This window comes from Paraburkholderia sp. J10-1 (assembly GCF_905220165.1).
Taxonomy (GTDB): Bacteria; Pseudomonadota; Gammaproteobacteria; order Burkholderiales; family Burkholderiaceae; genus Paraburkholderia.
On the sequence record NZ_CAJMYW010000002.1, the window covers coordinates 1212335 to 1230065 of the forward strand.

16 protein-coding genes and 1 pseudogene are annotated in these 17731 nt (G+C 66.0%); 13 read left to right on the plus strand and 4 right to left on the minus strand.

Features of this window, described 5'->3' with window-relative positions; all coding sequences use genetic code 11:
- Positions 1-8 precede the first annotated feature (8 nt).
- Entirely contained in the window at positions 9-986 is a 978-nt protein-coding gene (locus U5A65_RS12200; RefSeq protein WP_321917856.1) for an acetyltransferase, read from the plus strand.
- A 27-nt stretch (positions 987-1013) separates the two neighbouring features.
- Here U5A65_RS12200 and U5A65_RS12205 read toward each other — a convergent pair whose 3' ends face one another.
- Positions 1014-3449 (minus strand): phosphoketolase family protein, encoded by a 2436-nt coding sequence (locus U5A65_RS12205; protein WP_321946388.1) that lies wholly within the window; start codon positions 3447-3449, stop codon positions 1014-1016.
- Between the two features lie 343 nt (positions 3450-3792).
- On the opposite strand from U5A65_RS12205, the gene U5A65_RS12210 reads away from it, so the two are divergent.
- The 8 genes from U5A65_RS12210 to U5A65_RS12245 all read left to right on the plus strand — a co-directional run bounded on the left by U5A65_RS12210 (position 3793) and on the right by U5A65_RS12245 (position 9803).
- Positions 3793-4779 carry a zinc-dependent alcohol dehydrogenase family protein gene (locus U5A65_RS12210; protein WP_321917859.1) on the plus strand — a complete coding sequence of 329 codons (987 nt, stop codon included), beginning with the start codon at positions 3793-3795 and terminating at the stop codon, positions 4777-4779.
- A 158-nt stretch (positions 4780-4937) separates the two neighbouring features.
- Complete coding sequence (locus tag U5A65_RS12215) at positions 4938-5399, plus strand: universal stress protein (RefSeq protein WP_321917860.1); 462 nt, start codon at positions 4938-4940, stop codon at positions 5397-5399.
- A gap of 420 nt (positions 5400-5819) precedes the next feature.
- The gene (locus tag U5A65_RS12220) at positions 5820-6368 is read left to right on the plus strand and encodes a hypothetical protein (RefSeq protein WP_321917861.1); all 549 of its coding nucleotides are present in this window, start codon (positions 5820-5822) and stop codon (positions 6366-6368) included.
- Entirely contained in the window at positions 6358-7104 is a 747-nt protein-coding gene (gene phbB / locus U5A65_RS12225; protein WP_321917863.1) for an acetoacetyl-CoA reductase, read from the plus strand. The genes U5A65_RS12220 and phbB overlap by 11 nt, the downstream gene beginning before the upstream one ends.
- A gap of 251 nt (positions 7105-7355) precedes the next feature.
- Positions 7356-7787 (plus strand): Hsp20/alpha crystallin family protein, encoded by a 432-nt coding sequence (locus U5A65_RS12230; RefSeq protein WP_321917864.1) that lies wholly within the window; start codon positions 7356-7358, stop codon positions 7785-7787.
- A 248-nt stretch (positions 7788-8035) separates the two neighbouring features.
- Positions 8036-8248: a hypothetical protein gene (locus U5A65_RS12235; RefSeq protein ID WP_321917866.1), complete on the plus strand. Its 213-nt coding sequence runs from the start codon at positions 8036-8038 to the stop codon at positions 8246-8248.
- A 159-nt stretch (positions 8249-8407) separates the two neighbouring features.
- Entirely contained in the window at positions 8408-8569 is a 162-nt protein-coding gene (locus U5A65_RS12240; RefSeq protein WP_321917868.1) for a hypothetical protein, read from the plus strand.
- A 244-nt stretch (positions 8570-8813) separates the two neighbouring features.
- The gene (locus U5A65_RS12245; protein WP_321946389.1) at positions 8814-9803 is read left to right on the plus strand and encodes a hypothetical protein; all 990 of its coding nucleotides are present in this window, start codon (positions 8814-8816) and stop codon (positions 9801-9803) included.
- Positions 9804-9873: 70 nt separating this feature from the next.
- Here the strand turns inward: U5A65_RS12245 and U5A65_RS12250 are convergent, their stop codons facing one another.
- A complete protein-coding gene (locus U5A65_RS12250; RefSeq protein WP_321946390.1) occupies positions 9874-10677 on the minus strand; it encodes an SH3 domain-containing protein in 804 nt (267 codons plus the stop codon).
- A gap of 271 nt (positions 10678-10948) precedes the next feature.
- Between U5A65_RS12250 and U5A65_RS12255 the strand changes: the two genes are divergently transcribed.
- Entirely contained in the window at positions 10949-12271 is a 1323-nt protein-coding gene (locus tag U5A65_RS12255) for a TIGR00366 family protein (RefSeq protein WP_321916345.1), read from the plus strand.
- Positions 12272-12304: 33 nt separating this feature from the next.
- Here U5A65_RS12255 and U5A65_RS12260 read toward each other — a convergent pair whose 3' ends face one another.
- Together U5A65_RS12260 and U5A65_RS12265 are read right to left on the minus strand one after the other, a co-directional pair.
- A complete protein-coding gene (locus tag U5A65_RS12260; RefSeq protein ID WP_321916455.1) occupies positions 12305-12670 on the minus strand; it encodes a DUF488 domain-containing protein in 366 nt (121 codons plus the stop codon).
- 42 nt (positions 12671-12712) lie between these two features.
- A pseudogene (locus U5A65_RS12265) lies at positions 12713-13294 on the minus strand (uracil-DNA glycosylase family protein); the annotation flags it as partial.
- 248 nt (positions 13295-13542) lie between these two features.
- Between U5A65_RS12265 and U5A65_RS12270 the strand changes: the two are divergent.
- The 3 genes from U5A65_RS12270 to hpnR all read left to right on the plus strand — a co-directional run bounded on the left by U5A65_RS12270 (position 13543) and on the right by hpnR (position 17724).
- A complete protein-coding gene (locus U5A65_RS12270; protein WP_321916347.1) occupies positions 13543-14601 on the plus strand; it encodes a patatin-like phospholipase family protein in 1059 nt (352 codons plus the stop codon).
- Entirely contained in the window at positions 14598-16088 is a 1491-nt protein-coding gene (locus U5A65_RS12275; protein WP_321946391.1) for a GntP family permease, read from the plus strand. Before U5A65_RS12270 ends, U5A65_RS12275 begins: the two co-directional genes overlap by 4 nt.
- A gap of 91 nt (positions 16089-16179) precedes the next feature.
- Entirely contained in the window at positions 16180-17724 is a 1545-nt protein-coding gene (gene hpnR, locus U5A65_RS12280) for a hopanoid C-3 methylase HpnR (RefSeq protein ID WP_321946392.1), read from the plus strand.
- Positions 17725-17731: the final 7 nt, after the last annotated feature.

Below are 17731 nucleotides of genomic sequence, written 5' to 3' on the forward strand. Positions count from 1 at the left end.
TCGGAGACATGGCGCATTTCGACGTATTCAACGGCGACGCAGACGGTATCTGCGCGCTGCATCAACTTCGGCTCGCAAGGCCGCGCGAAGCGACGCTCATCACCGGCGCGAAGCGAGACATCGCACTGGTCGAGCGCGTGCCCGCGCAGCCCGGCGACTCGCTCACCGTGCTCGACATTTCGTTCGACGTGAACCGCAAGGCGCTCACCGCGCTGCTCGCGAAGGACGTCGCGGTCGAATATTTCGACCATCACCACGCAGGCGACCTGCCTATGTCCAGGAATCTGGTCGCGCATATTGACACCACGGCGCAGGTCTGCACGAGCGTGCTCGTCGACCGGCACCTCGCGGGCCGCTACCGTCTCTGGGCGATCGCGGCGGCCTGGGGCGACAACCTGCCCGGCACGGCGCAAGCGCTTGCGCAACAGGCCGGGCTGGACGCCGCGCAGACCGAACAGCTGCGCGAGCTTGGCGAGTCGATCAACTACAACGCTTATGGCGACTGCGTCGATGATCTCGTGATCGCGCCGCTCGATCTGTATGCGGCGATGAAACCTTATGACAACCCGTTCGATTTCATCGCCTCGGAGCCGATCGTCGGTCAACTCGCCCGTTGCCGCCAGGACGATCTCGAACTGGCCCAGGCCATCGCGCCGCTCATCGCGTTGCAGTACGGCAGCGTTTGCGTGCTGCCCGACGAGCCGTGGGCGCGCCGGGTGCGCGGCGTGTTCGCCAACGTGCTTGCGAACGAAGAACCCTCGCGTGCGCACGCGGTGCTGAGCGTGAACGCCGACGGCAACTATGCGGTGAGCGTGCGCGCGCCGCTCACCGAACCGCGCGGCGCGGACGAACTCTGCCGCGCGTTCCCCGGCGGAAACGGCCGGGTGGGCGCGGCAGGCATCGACTGCCTCGAATCGAACCGGCTCGACGCGTTCGTTACCGCGTTCGCGCGCGTGTTCGGACGCACGAAGCCGGCTTCAGTCTGAGCAACCCAACGCGTCAATGCACTGCCACTAAGCTTTTTCACCGCCACCCTGTGTGTTGCGCGCGGCGGGCCAACGCCAGTCGCGAATTTCAGGCATGTCGTCGCCGTACTCGTCCACGTAGCGGCGGTGTGCGGCCAGCTTGTCGTGCAGCGTCTGGCGCAGGTGCGCCGCGCGCTGCGCGAGCCCGTCCACATGGTCGATCACGGCTTCGCACAGGTGGTAGCGGTCAAGCCGGTTGAGCACGGTCATGTCGAACGGCGTGGTCGTCGTGCCTTCCTCGATAAAGCCGTGCACGTGAATGTTCGCGTGATTGGCGCGCCGGTACGTGAGCTTGTGGATCAGCGTCGGGTAACTATGGTGCGCGAAGATTACCGGCTTGTCGGTGGTGAAGAGCGCGTTGAAATCGGCGTCGGGCAGGCCGTGCGGATGGCGGTCGGCGGGTTCGAGCGTCATCAGGTCCACCACGTTCACCACGCGGACCTTCAGGTCGGGAAGGCAGGTGCGCAGCAGGTCTACGGCGGCCAGCGTTTCCATGGTGGGCACGTCGCCGGCGCAGGCCATGACCACGTCGGGCTCGCCGCCGTCGTCGTTGCTCGCCCATTGCCAGATGCCGATGCCGTCTGCGCAGTGGCGTATGGCGGCGTCCATGTCGAGCCATTGCGCCTGCGGCTGCTTGCCCGCCACGATGATGTTGATGCGGTTCCAGGTGCGCAGCACGTGGTCGGTCACGGCAAGCAGCGTGTTGGCGTCTGGCGGCAGATACACGCGCACCGTGTCCGACTTCTTGTTCACCGCGTAGTCGATGAAGCCCGGGTCCTGATGGCTGAAGCCGTTATGGTCCTGGCGCCACACGTGCGAGGTGAGCAGATAGTTGAGCGAGGGCAGCGGCCGCCGCCACGGAATTTCGCGGATCACCTTCAGCCACTTCGCGTGCTGGTTGAACATCGAATCGATGATGTGGATGAATGCCTCGTAACACGACATGAAGCCGTGTCGCCCGGTGAGCAGATAGCCTTCCAGCCAGCCCTGGCAGGTATGCTCGGAGAGCATTTCCATCACGCGGCCGTTGGTGGCCAGCTGGATGTCGTCGGGCGTGAACTCGGCCAGCCAGGTGCGCGACGTCACGTCGAATACGTCGCCCCAGCGGTTCGACGCGGTTTCGTCGGGCCCGAAGATGCGGAAGTTGCGCGTGGGGTCGTTCACGCGCATGACTTCGCGCAGGAACGCGCCCATGACGCGCGTGGCTTCGGCATCCACCTGGCCGGGTGCGGGCACGTCCACGGCGTGGTGCTCGAATGGCGGCACGCGCAGTTCGCGCACACGGCCGCCGCCGTTCGAACGCGGGTTCGCGCTCATGCGTTTTTCGCCTTGCGGCGCGAGCGCGGCGATTTCGGGCACGAGGCGGCCTTGCGCGTCGAACAGTTCTTCGGGCTTGTAGCTGCGCATCCAGCTTTCGAGTAGCGCGAGATGTCCCGGCTTCGAGATGTTTGCAAGCGGCACCTGATGCGAGCGCCACGAGCCTTCGGTCTTCTGGCCATCCACTGTCTTGGGACCGGTCCAGCCCTTGGGCGTGCGCATGACGATCATCGGCCAGCGCGGGCGTTCGTAGCCGGGCGGCAGGTTGCCGTGTTCGTCGGCGAGTTCGCGCGCGGCCTTCTGAATGCGTGCGATCTCGTCGAACGCCGTATCGAACGCGGTGGCCATCAGACGATGCGCAACGGCGGGCTCCTCGGCCTCCACGAAGATCGGCGCGTGGCCGTAGCCCTTCATGAGCGAGGCGAGTTCGTCGTCGCCGATGCGCGCGAGCACCGTCGGCCCCGCGATCTTGAAGCCGTTCAAATGGAGAATGGGCAGCACGGCGCCGTCGGTGGCCGGATTGACGAACTTGTTCGAGTGCCAGGACGTGGCGAGCGGGCCCGTTTCGGCTTCGCCGTCGCCCACCATGCAGGCGACGATCAGATCCGGGTTGTCGAACACCGCGCCGTAGGCGTGCGAGAGCGCGTAGCCCAGTTCGCCGCCTTCGTGGATCGAGCCCGGCGTTTGCGGCGCGACGTGGCTCGGAATGCCGCCCGGAAAACTGAACTGCTTGAAGAGCGCCGCCATGCCTTCTTCGTCGTGCGGCACGTTCGGCCAGGTCTCGCTGTAGGTGCCTTCCAGCCAGGTGTTCGCGACGACGGCCGGGCCGCCATGACCAGGCCCCGCGAGAAACAGCACGTCGAGATCGCGCGCGCTGATGATGCGGTTCAGATGCGTGTAGAGGAAATTCAGGCCCGGCGTCGTGCCCCAGTGGCCGAGCAGGCGCGGCTTCACGTGCGCGAGCTGCAGCGGCTCGCGCAGGAGCGGATTGGCGAGCAGATAGATCTGGCCGACCGAGAGATAGTTGGCGGCGCGCCACCAGGCGTCCATGCGGCGCAGCAGGTCGTCGGAAAGCGGCGGGTGGGCAGGGGTGTCGGTAGCGTTCATGCGGGGCTCCGGTTGCGCGGCGGCGGAAGACGGACCGAGGCGGACTGCGTGCGCGGCGCGACGGCGCGCGTGGCGATTGGCGGCTGACGCTGGCCGAAGGTGCGCGGTGGCGTATGCCGGGCGCATGGCCGGGCGGCGGTGCCTCGTGGTCCTGCGGGATTCGTCTTATGTTGCCACGATCGCGCGCTGCGCCACGCCTGAATGTCCCGCGGCTGTGCGTCGCATCGCGTCGTGAAGTTGCGATGCAGCGCGCGATGCACGACAGCCCGCGGCCCGATTGCATAACATGGTTTTATGGTGATCGATGCGGCGCGTCAGCCGCGTTCCGGCGAGGAGGATGGCGATGCGGGCGATGGTGTTCGACGGCGAGAATCCGTGGCTGCGTGAAGCCGATTTACCCGACCCGGCGCCGCGCGCCGGCGAACTGCTGATCGACGTGCGCGCGTGCGGCGTGTGCCGCACCGATCTGCATGTCGTCGACGGCGATCTCGAGCACCCGAAAAAGCCCGTCATTCCCGGTCATGAAATCGTCGGCACGGTCGCGGCGCTTGGCGCCGGCGTAACGGGTTTCGCGCTGGGCGACCGCGTGGGCGTGCCGTGGCTCGGCCACACCTGCGGCCACTGCCGCTTCTGCGCCGACGGGCGCGAGAATCTTTGCGACGCGCCCGGCTTCACGGGCTACACGATCGACGGCGGCTACGCCACGCGCACCGTCGCCGACGCTCGCTACTGCTTCCATCTGCCGCGCCAGTACAGCGACGTCGAAGCCGCGCCGCTGCTCTGCGCGGGACTCATCGGCTATCGCTCGCTCGCGATGGCGGGCGAGGCGCGGCGCATCGGCATTTACGGCTTCGGCGCGGCGGCGCATATCGTCGCGCAGGTCGCGCGTCACCAGGGGCGCACGGTCTACGCGTTCACGCGTCCCGGCGATACTGCGGCGCAGCAGTTCGCGCGGCGCCTGGGCGCAGCGTGGGCCGGCGGCAGCGACGAGCGCGCGCCCGCGGAACTCGACGCGGCGCTGCTGTTCGCACCGGTCGGCGCGCTCGTGCCCGCCGCGCTGCGAGCGCTGACGAAGGGCGGCACGGTCGTGTGCGGCGGCATCCACATGAGCGACATTCCCTCGTTTCCTTACGCATGGCTGTGGGAGGAGCGGCGCATTGTTTCGGTGGCCAATCTCACGCGCGAGGACGGGACGACCTTCATGGCCATCGCCGCGCGTCACAAACTCGAAATCGAGACCACGCCGTACCCGCTCGCGCGTGCGAACGAGGCGCTGGCCGACTTGCGCGAGGGGCGGCTCACGGGCGCGGCCGTGTTGACGATGCGGTGAGTGTGCCTGCGCTCAGGAGGACGGAGATTCTGACGGAATGGAGACAACGGGTCGCACCGCCTGCGGCGCGCATCCGTACCCAAATGCGCTACAACATATTTAGATAGCGCGTGCCGGGAACCCGGCGCGCAATTTGGGCAAGACCCGGGAGGTCAACGATGTACAAGCAGATTCTGGTAGCGGTCGATGGCAGCCGCAGCGGCCGGCGCGCGCTCGACGAGGCCGTGAAGATTGCAAAGGCGACCGGCGGCGCCGTTCAGGCGCTGTGTGTCGTGCGGCATCCTGCGCGGCTCGTGGACGTGAGTTCGGGCTTCGCCGAGGAGCAGGCGCGCCACTCGGCGGAGAACGACGCCGCAACGGCGGCGCTCGAAGAAGCGAAACGGGTGTTCGCGCAGGCCCAGGTGCCGGGCAGCACGCGCGCAGCGGACGCGAGTGGCGAGGAGATTGCCGCCGTCATCGCGCGCATTGCCGCCGAGGAAGACGCGGACCTCGTGGTGATGGGCACACGTGGCTTGTCGGGCATGAAGCGCTTGTTGCTTGGCAGCGTGGCCGAATCGTTCCTGCGTATGGCAGACCGGCCGGTCATGCTGGTACGCGACGAAGAGGCGCCGGTGGCCTGAGCGGGGCACCCGGTTCCGCCGGCCGGTGCGCCGCGAAGGCGAGATCGGCCGGGCAGCCTTTGCGCGGGTTGTTCGGTCACCCCAACGATTCGCTGATCCGTCTCGAAATATCCGCAACAACAAACCCGGTTTTGAATCACCGCGCATCAGATGTCTCGATTTGTGACATTTATCAAGCGGCAAAACGCCCATTCGTTACGCGGGAGCCCGCGTTCCTGCCTATGATGTTGGCTTGAGCCAACTGTATTGCGAAAGCACGGCACTCCGAAGCATCTCGACGCTCATCGTCGCGCGTGAAGCGCTTACATTTCGCTCGCCGCAGAGCACGTTCAATCGCGCTCGACGCTGTCACCCTGGCAGCAAACGCCCCAGCCGCACCGGCACGCGCCGGGCGAAAGCTACATACGGAGGAGATTGATCATGGCTACCGCTTCTCATCCCCCATTCGACGCCTCGCTCGGCAACGCCCTGGGCGCCTCATTCGAAACGTATCGCACCAATACATCGGCCGCGCTGCGCCTGCTCCTCGGGCAGCAGCAATGGCGCGAGCAGCTGGTGAAGCTGGAGCAGCGCCGCATCGCGCGCGACCGCGAGGCGGTCGAAGGCTTGCTCGAATCGCTGCGCACCGCGCGCGACTGGACCGATTTTGCGGTCGCCACGCAATCGGTCTGGCGCGACTATCTCGGCGCGAGCACCACGCTCTGGCAAGAGGGCATGGCGGCGGCGATGCAGAGCACGAGCACATGGTCCGAAAGCGCGCGCGAATTCACGCAGCAGTGGCAGGAGGCTTGCGCGGGTGCGCAAGCGGGCGCGTCCAAGGTGCCCGGCGCGTTGCCGATGCGCGAGTGGATGAATGCTTTCGAGCGTGCGATGAGCAGCGCTGCCAATGGCGCCGCGCATCCGGGCAAGGCCGCGGGTGCTGGCCACGCACAGCGCGCGAGCGCGGGCGGAGGCCAGCATGGCCACTAAGCGCGTTGCCTTCGTCACCGGTGGCATGGGCGGACTCGGCGAAGCGATCAGCCGGCGCTTGCACGACGCGGGCATGACCGTCGCGGTCTCATGCTCGGCGGCGAGCACGCGAGCCGATGCGTGGCTTGCCGCTGAACGCGCGGCGGGCCGCGATTTCGGCTGCCATGAAATGAACGTTGCCGATTGCGATGCCTGCGAGCGCGCGGCGCAGCAAGCGCTCGACGATCTCGGCCAGGTGGACGTGCTCATCAACAATGCGGGCATCACGTGCGACCGCAGCTTCGTCAAGATGTCGAAAGCCGACTGGGATTCGGTGCTGCGCACCGATCTCGACGCGCTCTTCAATGTGACGAAGCCGTTCTTGCCCGGCATGATCGAGCGCGGCTTCGGGCGCATCATCAATATCGGCTCGGTCAACGGCTCGCGCGGCGCTTTCGGGCAGACCAACTATTCGGCGGCGAAAGCGGGTATGCATGGTTTCACGAAGGCGCTCGCACTCGAAGTGGCGAAGAGAGGCGTGACGGTGAACACCGTGTCGCCGGGCTACCTCGCCACGCAAATGGTGGAAGCCGTGCCGAAGGACGTGCTGGACGCGCGCATCCTGCCGCAAATTCCGGTAGGCCGCCTCGGCCAGCCGAATGAGGTCGCCGCACTGGTGGCGTTCCTCTGCTCGGACGACGCGGCGTTCATCACCGGCGCCGATATTGCGATCAACGGCGGCATGCACATGCAATGACGCGCCGCGCGGCGATGCAAAATTTTCTCGCCCGGCGAAAAAAGGGTCTTGCAAACGCGCGAGGCGCCTTCATGTTGGAACGGTAAGCGGCAGCGACCGCGCCGCGCAGGCGGTGCGATGCGTTGCGGCGGTTCCCCGTGGTCGACCGCAGAGGCATCATGCGCCTGCGGTAACTGACAGGGAATTCAGGAGTCCGATGAAATGTGGGTCATTGCATCGACAAGGAAAACGTTCATCCCATGGAGGCATCAATGAGCAATATCTCGCGTTACGATCCGTTTTCGATGGAAAGTGTGCCCGATCTGTTTCACGGGCTGTTCCGGCCGTTGCGTGCCACGAGTGGCGTGGAAGGGCAGGCGGCCAGCATCCGGATCGACGTGACGGAAGACGAAGCTGGCTTCACGGTAAAGGCCGAAATGCCGGGCGTCGAGCGCAAGGACATCGACGTGAAAATCGATGGCAATCTCGTGTCGATTGCAGCAAAGGTCGAGCGGGGCAGCGAGCTGAAGGAAGGCGAGCGCGTTGTGCGTCGCGAGCGGTATTCGGGCAGCGTGAGCCGCGCATTTACGCTCGCAGCGGAAATCGACGACGAAAAGGCGAGCGCGCAATACAAAGATGGCGTGCTGACGTTGGCGCTGCCGAAGCGGGCCGCGGCCGCGAGCAAGCGCCTGGAAATCAACTAAGGTTGAGGACGCTTTGAGCGGGCGGCGCGCAGACTGCATATCGTGCAGCTGCGCGCCGTTTTTATGGGGCAGGACGTTGCCGATTCATCGACACGTAACACAGCGAAACACGACTGTAGCGAAACTGTACGATTGACTCGCTATGCTGGGGAGACTTAAGCCCACGGCCCTTCGGTCGGATGCTTTTCGGGCTTGTGGCGGGAACTGGCGCGCAAACGCCGACTCCGGCCAACCACTGGAGAGACCCGATGCTCAGTCACCACGAACTAGCGACCTTGCTGCTGATCCGTGATGCGGACGCGCCGATTCAGACGCTCGATTCCGATTTCCTCGCGCTGCAGCGCTACCGTCTCGTCGAGATGGACGAAGCGGGCGGCGACCCCACGCTGCGCCTCACGACCCGCGGTCGTGAACTGTTGCGGCGTCTCACGCATGAAGAGGGCGACGAGCGCAGTATTTGAGCGGCCTCCGCGACCTGGTGTTGTGCAGCAAGACGTGTCAAGAGCGTTTCATCGAGCGCTACGCCCGTTACATTCGTGTAATACGCCACTGACCACTCTGCGATACAGTGCTGGCTTTTGGTTCCAACCCACGCTGTTTTCACACGCAAGAGCCGAGTCATGAACGCCGTTTTCAAGCCTGCTGTCCGCCTGTTCGCCCTGATTTCCTGCGCCGCGCTGTTCGCGCCGCTCGCGGCTGTCGCCGCACCGTATCACCACGAGGTGTGCCACGTCGAACACGTTCACCATCACGCTGAGCGCGTCTGCCATCACGTGCGCTAATAGTGGGCCTACTGCGAAACTGACTGCAGGGCAGAACGCCGCACTTACGTGCGGCGTTTCTTTTTTCCTCATGTAATTAGGATTGCGAAATAAAAACCGGAAATTTGTACTGCGGCATTTCGTAATGAATTGAAAGACCAGGGTCACACAAGAAATATTACGCCGGGGTATGCTCCGCGTTTCGTTGCATACATTCTGCTTGCGGCGAGTCTCACACCCAAAGCGCAAGGCAACAACGCACGCAATGAAAAACATCACGTCGCTAGCCGCATCCGGTGTTGCCGCCAGCGCGCTCGCTATTGCTTGCGGGTCGGTTTGCGCGCAGGAATTCACGCTCTATGCAGGGCCGCTCAAAAGCGGCGACGATCATACCTATTCGTGGCAGATGGATTACACGGAAGGTTTTGGCCAGTATTTTGCCGGCAGCATTGCGTGGTTGAACGAAGGCCATATTCCGAATCATCACCGCGACGGCCAGACCATCCAGGCGTGGGCGCGCCTGCCGCTTGCGCAGCGCCGCTTTGTGTTCGCGGTAGGCGTCGGACCGTATCGCTATTTCGACACCGAAGCCGCGTCCCAGGGGCAAGGCTGGTCCGACACGCACGGTTGGGGCGTGCTCTATAGCGCGCGCGCCACGTGGTACGCCGCGAATCGCTGGACGGCGAACCTGCAGCTCAATCGCATCCAGGTGTCGCGCGGTCCATCGACCACCTCGCTCATGCTGGGCATCGGTTATCAGCTCGACGCGCCCGACACGCCAGGCCCGCGCGATTTCGCATTGCCGCGCACGCAGAAAGTGACGAACAACGAGATCACGCTGATGGCGGGCGAGACGATCCTCAACAGCCTCGAATCGCAGACATCGGCGGCGGAGGCGATCGAGTACCGGCGCGGCATCAACTCCTTTCTCGACGCTACCGTGGGCTATCTGCACGAGGGCAACGGCATTTCGGCGCGGCGAGATGGCGCGACGGCGCAGCTCTGGCTCACACGCGCGTTCTTCGACGAGCGTCTCACGCTGGGGTTCGGCGCGGGCCTCTATGCTGCGATTCATCACGGCGAGCACCCCGACGAACGCGATACCGGCGACGGCATTCTGTCGGGGCTCGTTTCCGTCTCGGCTTCATACCGCTTGACGCAGCATTGGGCCGCACGCGTTACGTGGAATCGCGTGGTCACGCGCTATAGCCGCGATACGGACGTGATCCTCGGTGGTATTGGCTATCGGTTCTAAACGGTGGTGAAGTAGCCAGCGCGAGCATGCCGTGCTTCGGCACGGACTTGCCCGCGCGCTCGTCTCGGGGTCAACCGCCCGGAGGGGGACGACCGCCACCACCGCCACCGCCACCGCCACCGCCGCCGCCGCCGCCAGGGCCGCCACCGCCGCCGCTGCCGCCCGGTCCACCACCGCCTCCGCTTGCGCCACCACCCGGCGGTCGATTATTTCCACCACCGGGTGGTCGCCCGCCGCCTTGTCCCGGCGGCCGTCCGCCGCCCTGGCCGGGTGGCCGGGCATTGCCTTGCCCCGGTGGCCGCGCGTTGTTATTGCCGGAGCCCGCGCCGGGTGGCCGGTTTCCCGGTCCTGCGTTGTTGTGGGGCGGACGATTCCCGCCGCCCTGGTTGGGCGGCCGGGCGCCGCCAGGCGGACGGCTACTCGGCGGACGCGGGCGCACGGGCGGCGGCGCTACGGGCCGCGGGCCCGGATGGCGCGCCCAGCGCGATTGATTCGAGTACCACGGACGGTCGCGGTAATGGGAGCCCCAGTACGCGCCGAGCGAGAACGTCACGATGGGAAGACCGATTCGCGGGCCATAGCTCATCACCGGCACGCGCTGCCCTTGCCATGGATAGCTGATGAAGGTGCCGTAGACCCAGCCGCGCAGGCCCGGAAAGCCAATATCGCACCAACTGAAGCCGGCGACGCAGCCCCACACCGTCACGGCCACGCCACCCGGAATCTGGGCGACGATAGGAAAGTCTGCTGCGGGTCCTGCGTAGATATTGACGGTCTGATTCGTGAATGCCTGCGACTGGGCGTGCGCGGGCGGTGAAGCCACGAATATGCCGGCTAGCGCGGCGAGCACGACACCAAGAAACTGCTTGCGCATTCCTGCCTCCCGCTGGGTGGAGCCACCCGGACGTTTATTGAGATAGCGACGTTAACGGTAGCAGATAAGACTTTTAGGGCGCCTTTGAGCATGTAACGGCTTATTTCGTGCGGACGCACAATCACGGGCCAGGCAGGACGTCGGGCGCGCGTAGAGCGATTTGCCGGCGAGGCGCACGCATTGTGCCGCGCTGTGCAAAAATCGCGGCCTCGGTTCGCATCCAAGAAAACAGGCGGCCGATTCCGTATCAGCAGACGAGGAGCAGACCAACGTGATTCAGCGTATTTCCCATTTCTTTACCGGCGTGGTGCATCGGATCTTGCCGGACCCGCTCATCTTCGCCATTCTCCTCACCGTCGTGACCTTCGTGCTGGCGTTCGCGCTCACGCCGCAGCCGCCCGAAGCGCTCGTCATGATGTGGGGTTCGGGCTTCTGGAACCTGCTCGCGTTCGCGATGCAGATGGTCCTGATTCTCGTGACCGGCCACGCGCTCGCCAGCTCCGGCCCGGTCAAGCGCATGCTGGTTGCGCTGGCAAGTTGCGCGCGTACGCCGGGCCAGGGCGTGATGCTGGTTGCGTTCGTGGGCGCGATTGCCTGCGCGATCAACTGGGGCTTCGGCCTCGTGCTCGGCGCGATGTTCTCGCGCGAAGTGGCGCGGCGGGTGCGCGGCGCGGACTACCGGCTGCTCGTTGCCGCTGCGTACATGGGCTTTCTCACGTGGCACGGCGGCCTTTCCGGCTCGGTGCCGCTCGTGGCGGCCACAAAGGGCAACCCGATGGAAAAGGCCGTGGGCCTGATCCCGGTCTCGCAAACCATCTTCACGGGCTATAACGCGTTCATCACGCTCGGACTGATCGTGCTGCTGCCGATTCTCGTGCGTCTCATGATGCCGAAGCCCGAAGACGTCGTCTCGGTCGACCCCGCGCTGCTCGAAGATCCGCCGAGCGTCGAGCGCAAGCTCGGCCCGGACGCGACCTTCGCCGAGCGCATCGAGGAAAGCCGCGCGCTCTCGCTGCTGGTGGCGGCACTGTGTTTCGTGTTCCTCGGTATCCGCTTTCACACGAAAGGCTTCGCGCTCGACATCGACACGGTCAATCTCGTGTTCCTCGCGGCGGGTCTCGTGCTGCATAAAACGCCGATGGCCTACGCGCGTGCCGTGGCCGGCGCGGCGAGGGGCGCCTCGGGCATCATGATCCAGTTTCCGTTCTACGCGGGCATTCAGGCGCTGATGGACCACTCGGGTCTCGCGGGCGTCATCACGAAGTGGTTCGTCGATATCGCGAACGTGCATACGTTCCCGCTGCTCGTGTTTCTCAGCTCGGCGGTGATCAACTTCGCGGTGCCTTCGGGCGGCGGCCACTGGGTCGTGCAGGGGCCGTTCGTGATGCCGGCGGCGCAGGCGCTCGGCGCGGACCTCGGCAAGTCCGCGATGGCAATTGCCTATGGCGAGGCGTGGACCAACATGGCGCAGCCGTTCTGGGCGCTGCCCGCGCTCGCGATCGCAGGCCTTGGCGTGCGCGACATCATGGGTTACTGCGTGACCACGCTGCTGTTCTCGGGTGTGGTGTTCGTCGCGGGGATGTATCTCTTTTGAGCGTGACAAGGGCGGCGCCTGGGTGCCGCCCGCTTATTTGATCGCGTGCTTCGCCAGATAGTCGCGCAGCACGATTGCATGATTGCGCTGCGTGTCGTGAGAGCCGTAGAGCAGGGTGATGTGCCCCTTCCCGGCCGCTTCGGCGAGCGGATGCCAGGCTTCAGGATTGGCGTTCAGTTCGGCCAGATAGCGCTTCTTGAATTCGTCCCACTGGTCCGGGTCCTTGTGGAACCATTGGCGCAGTTCGGTGCTAGGCGCCGCCTCCTTCGCCCATTCCACATTCGCGAGTTTTTCCTTGCTCATGCCGCGCGGCCACAGCCGGTCCACCAGAAAGCAGTGGTGCCCGCCCTCGGGCAGCGGCTCGTAGACGCGCTGGATATCAATTGCCGGTTTCGTCATTGTCGGTTCTCCGGTTGCGGATGGAGGGCGGCTGCGCCCAGGCGCCAGCAACGCCTGCACGCGTGCTTGCAGCGCCGGCAGGACATCGTGTTCGAACCACGGGTGGCGCTTGAACCAAGCCTGATTGCGTGGCGACGGGTGCGGGAGCGGCACGAAATTGGGTGCGTAGTCGCGCCAGGCCGCCACGGTTTCAGTGAGCGAGCCGCGACGCTCGCTGCCCAGAAAATAGCGCTGGGCATACTGGCCGACAAGCAGCGTGAGCCGCACGCCGCGCAGCTGTTTGACGAGGCGCGCGTGCCATAGCGGGGCACATTCCGGGCGCGGCGGGTTGTCCCCGCCGCTGCCGCGGCCGGGGTAGCAAAAGCCCATCGGCACGAGCGCGACCTGGGCGGCGTCGTAGAACGTTTCGCTGTCGATGCCGAGCCACGCGCGCAGGCGTTTGCCGCTCGCGTCGTCCCACGGCACGCCCGAGGCATGGACCTTCGCGCCGGGCGCCTGGCCAACGATCAGCAGGCTTGCCGTTTCGCTCGCCTGCAGCACGGGGCGCGGGCCGAGCGGCAGCGCGTCGGCGCAGGCATGGCAGGCGCGGATTTCGGCGAGCAGCGCGGGAAGCGGACCCGACAGCGAAAGCGGCCCATGAAGCGGATGGGCATTCGGCACGGCAAGGCTGGAAAGCGTGACAGAAGATCCAGTCTACCAAACGCCCCCGCTACGCGCCGGCGCGCCCAGCACGATTCGAGCCCGCGCAAGCGCGCCTGAAATGCGTGCCTGAAACCCGCTTCTGAAACCTCATTGCGCGCTGCGTCATTCTCGCGCGGCCATTTGAACTTTTCCTGTAATCTCGCCCGTGGTCGATCTGGAACGGAGCCGCAATGCCCGCCGAAGCCGAGACGTCAACCCGCACGACCCGCGCCGAGCCCTTGCTCGTCGATCTCGCACTGCAAGGCGGCGGCTCCCATGGCGCCTACACATGGGGCGTGCTCGACCGCCTGCTCGAGGAGCCGTGGTTGCAGATCGAAGGGATTTCGGGCACCTCGGCGGGCGCGATGAACGCCGCCGTGCTCGCGAGCGGCCATGCGCGCGGCGGCGCGGCCGGCGCGCGCGAGGCGCTCGAGCGCTTCTGGCGCCGCGTGTCCGACGCCGCGCGCTTCAGCCCGTTCCGGCGCGGCCCCGTCGACATCCTGCTCGGCCGCTGGACGCTCGATCATTCGCCCATGTTCGTCGCGCTCGACATGATGGCGCGCGTCGTCTCCCCGTACGATCTGAATCCGGGGAGCGTGAACCCTTTGCGCACGATCCTTGCCGACACCATCGACTTCGAGGCATTGCGCCAGTCGCGCATCAAGCTCTTCGTCACGGCCACGCGCGTGTCCAACGGTCAGGCGCGCGTGTTCCGCAATGCCGACGTCACGCCCGACGCGCTGCTCGCCTCGGCTTGCCTGCCTACGCTCTTCCAGGCCGTCGAGATCGACGGCGAAGCTTACTGGGACGGCGGTTACGCGGGCAATCCCACCATGACGCCGCTGATCCGCGAAACCGATTCGATCGACACGATCCTCGTGCAGGTGAACCCCGTGGAGCGCGCGGGCACGCCGCGCTCGGCGCGCGACATCATCAACCGCGTGAACGAGATCGCGTTCAATTCGCCGCTAATCAAGGAGCTGCGCATGATGGCGCTGCTGCACAAGGTTGCCGATGCGGGCAGCGAGGAGGGCCGCCGTTGGGCGCATATGCGCCTGCATCGCGTGCATAGCGCGAAGCTCGTCACGCTGGGCTCGTCGTCGAAACTGAACGCCGAATGGTCGTTCATCACGATGCTGCGCGACGAAGGCCGCCGCACCGCCGACGAATTCCTCGCGCAGCACGGCGCGCAGCTCGGCGAGGCGTCGACGTTCGATTTCGAGGCGCTGCTCGAAGGGGTGCTGCAATGAGCGCGGGCACGCTGGTTATCGGCCTCGCGGGCATGCTCGCGAGCCTCTCGCTGCTGATCTGGCTCGCATATCGAGGCTGGAGCGTGCTGCTGCTCGCGCCGCTGTGCGCCATGCTGGCCGCGCTCATTTCGGGCGAGCCGGTGCTCGCGCATTGGACGCAAACATTCATGGCGAGCACGGGCCGCTTTCTCGCCCAGTTCTTTCCGCTTTTCCTGCTCGGCTCGCTGTTCGGCAAGCTGATGGAGGACAGCGGCTCGGTGGACGCCGTGGCGCGCCTCATGATCGACAAACTCGGTACGCGTCACGCGCTCGTGGCCGTGGTGCTGGGCGGCGCGCTCGTCACCTATGGCGGCGTGAGCCTCTTCGTTGCGTTCTTTGTGCTCGCGCCGATGGCGCAGGCGCTCTTTCGCTCCGCCGATATCCCGCGCCGCCTGATGCCCGCCGCGATCATGCTTGGCACGGCAACCTTCACGATGTCGGCGCTGCCCGGTACGCCCGCGCTTCAAAACGCCATTCCCATGCCGTTTTTCGGTACGACGCCGTTCGCGGCGCCGGGGCTTGGCGTGATCGCGAGCGTCGTGATGGCGGGCTTCGGCCTCTGGTGGCTCGGGCGCGCGGCGGCCGCGGCGCGGCGCAACGGCGAAGGTTTCGTCGAGCCCGACAACGGCGGCGCCGATGACGAAGAACGCGGCAAGTCCTCGCTCGTGCGTGAGCGCGCGAGCCTCGCGCAAGCCTTCGACCCCGCCGAGATCGGCAATGGCGCAGCGGCACCGGGCCATGCCGGGCCGCCGTCGCCGTTCGCCGCGCTCGCGCCGCTCGTGGTCGTCGTGGCGATGAACTTCGTGATGAACGTCGTGGTGTTCCCGCGCATCGACGCGTCTTATCTCGCCGAACCGCGCTGGGGCTCGACCACGCTTTCGGCGGTGGCGGGGGTATGGGGCGTGTGCGTTGCGCTCACGCTCGGCATTATCGTGCTGGTGGCATTGAATCGCGGGCGGCTCGCCGCGCTGCGCGAAAGCGTCGACGCGGGCGCCAACGCCTCGGTGCTGCCGGTGCTGAGCGTGGGCAGTCTCGTGGGCTACGGCGCCGTGATCGCCGCCTTGCCGGCGTTCGAGGCCGTGCGCGACTGGGTGCTCGGCATCGGCGGCGGCCCGCTCGTTTCGCTCGCCGTAGCCACGAACCTGCTCGCCGGGCTCACGGGCTCGGCCTCGGGCGGCTTGACCATCGCGCTCGACGCGCTCGGCGGCACCTACATGCAGCTCGCCGCGCAGCACGGTATCGATCCCGCTTTGCTGCATCGCGTTGCCGTGATGTCGTCGGGCACGCTCGACAGCCTGCCGCACAACGGCGCCGTGGTCACACTGCTGGCCGTGTGCGGTTCGACGCATCGCGAAAGCTACCGCGACCTCGTGGTGGTGAGCATCGTTGGCGCGATCATTGCGCTCGCCGTGGTGATCGTGCTCGGCTCGCTGTTCGGCAGTTTCTGAGCGTTGTTCCTGCGGGCGACACGCCGCGCGGCAGCGATCCGCCAACGCGCGTAGACTCTCGCGAAGCAGCGGTCCTTCGCAAGGAGGCTTCATGAAATTGCTTGCGGTCCACCCGAGCGGACTGATGTACACGCGCGTGTTCCTGCGGCTCGAGCCGCTGGGCCTCGAATCCGTGGCCGGCACGGCGCGCGACGCGGGCCACGATGTGCGGCTTCTCGATCTGCAGGTTCAGACGCACCGCGACCTCATGCGCATGGTGCGCGACTGGCGGCCCGAGGCGTTGTGCTTCTCGGGCAACTATCTGGCCAACATTCCCGAGATCATCGACCTGTCGAAGGCCGTGAAAGCCGCGCTGCCCTCGTGCTTCGTGTTCGTGGGCGGGCACAGCGTGTCGTTTACCGCGCCCGATCTGCTGCGCCATGCCGAAGGCGCGATCGACTGCGTGCTGCGCGGCGAGGGCGAAGCTTCGGTCAACGAACTGCTCGAAGCGGTGACGCACGGCACCGATCTGCTCGCCGTGCCCGGCGTCTTGACGAGCCACGGGTCGGGACCGCCGCCACGTTTCGTCGAGAATCTCGATCCTGTGCGGCCCGCGCGCGACCTGCTGCGCCATCGCCGCAAGTACTTCATCGGCACGCTCGATCCTTGTGCCTCCATTGAATTCGCACGTGGCTGCCCGTGGGACTGCACGTTCTGCAGCGCGTGGACGTTCTATGGACGCAGCTATCGCACGCGCAGCCCCGAAGTCGTCGTGGACGAACTGGCCGCGCTGCGCGAACCGGGCGTGTTCATCGTCGACGACGTGGCGTTCGTGCATGCCGAACACGGCATGGCGATCGGCGAGGCGATCAAGCGGCGCGGCATCAAGAAGCGCTACTACCTGGAAACGCGCGGCGACGTGCTTCTACGCAACAAGGACGTGTTCCGCCTGTGGGAGTCCATTGGGCTGAAGTACATGTTCCTCGGTCTGGAGGCGATCGACGAGGAGGGGCTCAAGGCGTTTCGCAAGCGGATCAGCCTCGACCGCAACTTCGAGGCGCTCGAGTTCGCGCGTTCGATGGGGATTACCGTCGCGATCAACCTGATTGCCGATCCCGACTGGGACCGCGAACGCTTCGAGACGATCCGTCAGTGGTGCCTGGAGATTCCGGAGATCGTCAATATCAGCGTGAATACGCCGTATCCGGGCACGGAGAACTGGCAGCGCGAAGCACGGCGCCTCACGAGCCTCGATTACCGGCTCTACGACATCCAGCACGCCGTGGTGCCGACGAAGCTGCCGCTGCCCGAGTTCTACGCGGAACTCGTGAAAACGCAGCAGGTGCTCAATCGCAAGCACATGGGCTGGACCGCGCTGCGCGGCGCGGCCGGGCAGGCCACGCACCTGCTGTTGCGCGGCCAGACCAATTTCGTGCGCATGCTGTGGCGCTTCAACTCGGTGTTCGATCCGCGCCTGCAAATGGCCGATCATGCGCGGGAGGTCCGCTACGAGATGACGCCGCCGCCTGGCATGACTGGCGCGCCGCAGGCCGACATGAAGACCGTCTACATTCATGGGCCCGCCGGCCGTAAGGGCCGCAAGATCGACGATGCCACGGAGAAGTTTGTCGACGAGACGCGCATGGGGCTTGGGTGAGATCTGG

Coding starts and splice junctions, on each gene's coding strand:
- U5A65_RS12260 (WP_321916455.1), bottom strand. CDS start 12,670: ATGACGAAACCGGCAATTGATATCCAGCGCGTCTACGAGCCGCTGCCC.
- U5A65_RS12235 (WP_321917866.1), top strand. CDS start 8,036: ATGCTCAGTCACCACGAACTAGCGACCTTGCTGCTGATCCGTGATGCG.
- phbB (WP_321917863.1), top strand. CDS start 6,358: ATGGCCACTAAGCGCGTTGCCTTCGTCACCGGTGGCATGGGCGGACTC.
- U5A65_RS12275 (WP_321946391.1), top strand. CDS start 14,598: ATGAGCGCGGGCACGCTGGTTATCGGCCTCGCGGGCATGCTCGCGAGC.
- U5A65_RS12250 (WP_321946390.1), bottom strand. CDS start 10,677: ATGCGCAAGCAGTTTCTTGGTGTCGTGCTCGCCGCGCTAGCCGGCATA.
- U5A65_RS12220 (WP_321917861.1), top strand. CDS start 5,820: ATGGCTACCGCTTCTCATCCCCCATTCGACGCCTCGCTCGGCAACGCC.
- U5A65_RS12205 (WP_321946388.1), bottom strand. CDS start 3,449: ATGAACGCTACCGACACCCCTGCCCACCCGCCGCTTTCCGACGACCTG.
- U5A65_RS12270 (WP_321916347.1), top strand. CDS start 13,543: ATGCCCGCCGAAGCCGAGACGTCAACCCGCACGACCCGCGCCGAGCCC.
- U5A65_RS12200 (WP_321917856.1), top strand. CDS start 9: ATGGCGCATTTCGACGTATTCAACGGCGACGCAGACGGTATCTGCGCG.
- U5A65_RS12230 (WP_321917864.1), top strand. CDS start 7,356: ATGAGCAATATCTCGCGTTACGATCCGTTTTCGATGGAAAGTGTGCCC.
- U5A65_RS12215 (WP_321917860.1), top strand. CDS start 4,938: ATGTACAAGCAGATTCTGGTAGCGGTCGATGGCAGCCGCAGCGGCCGG.
- U5A65_RS12245 (WP_321946389.1), top strand. CDS start 8,814: ATGAAAAACATCACGTCGCTAGCCGCATCCGGTGTTGCCGCCAGCGCG.
- U5A65_RS12210 (WP_321917859.1), top strand. CDS start 3,793: ATGCGGGCGATGGTGTTCGACGGCGAGAATCCGTGGCTGCGTGAAGCC.
- hpnR (WP_321946392.1), top strand. CDS start 16,180: ATGAAATTGCTTGCGGTCCACCCGAGCGGACTGATGTACACGCGCGTG.
- U5A65_RS12240 (WP_321917868.1), top strand. CDS start 8,408: ATGAACGCCGTTTTCAAGCCTGCTGTCCGCCTGTTCGCCCTGATTTCC.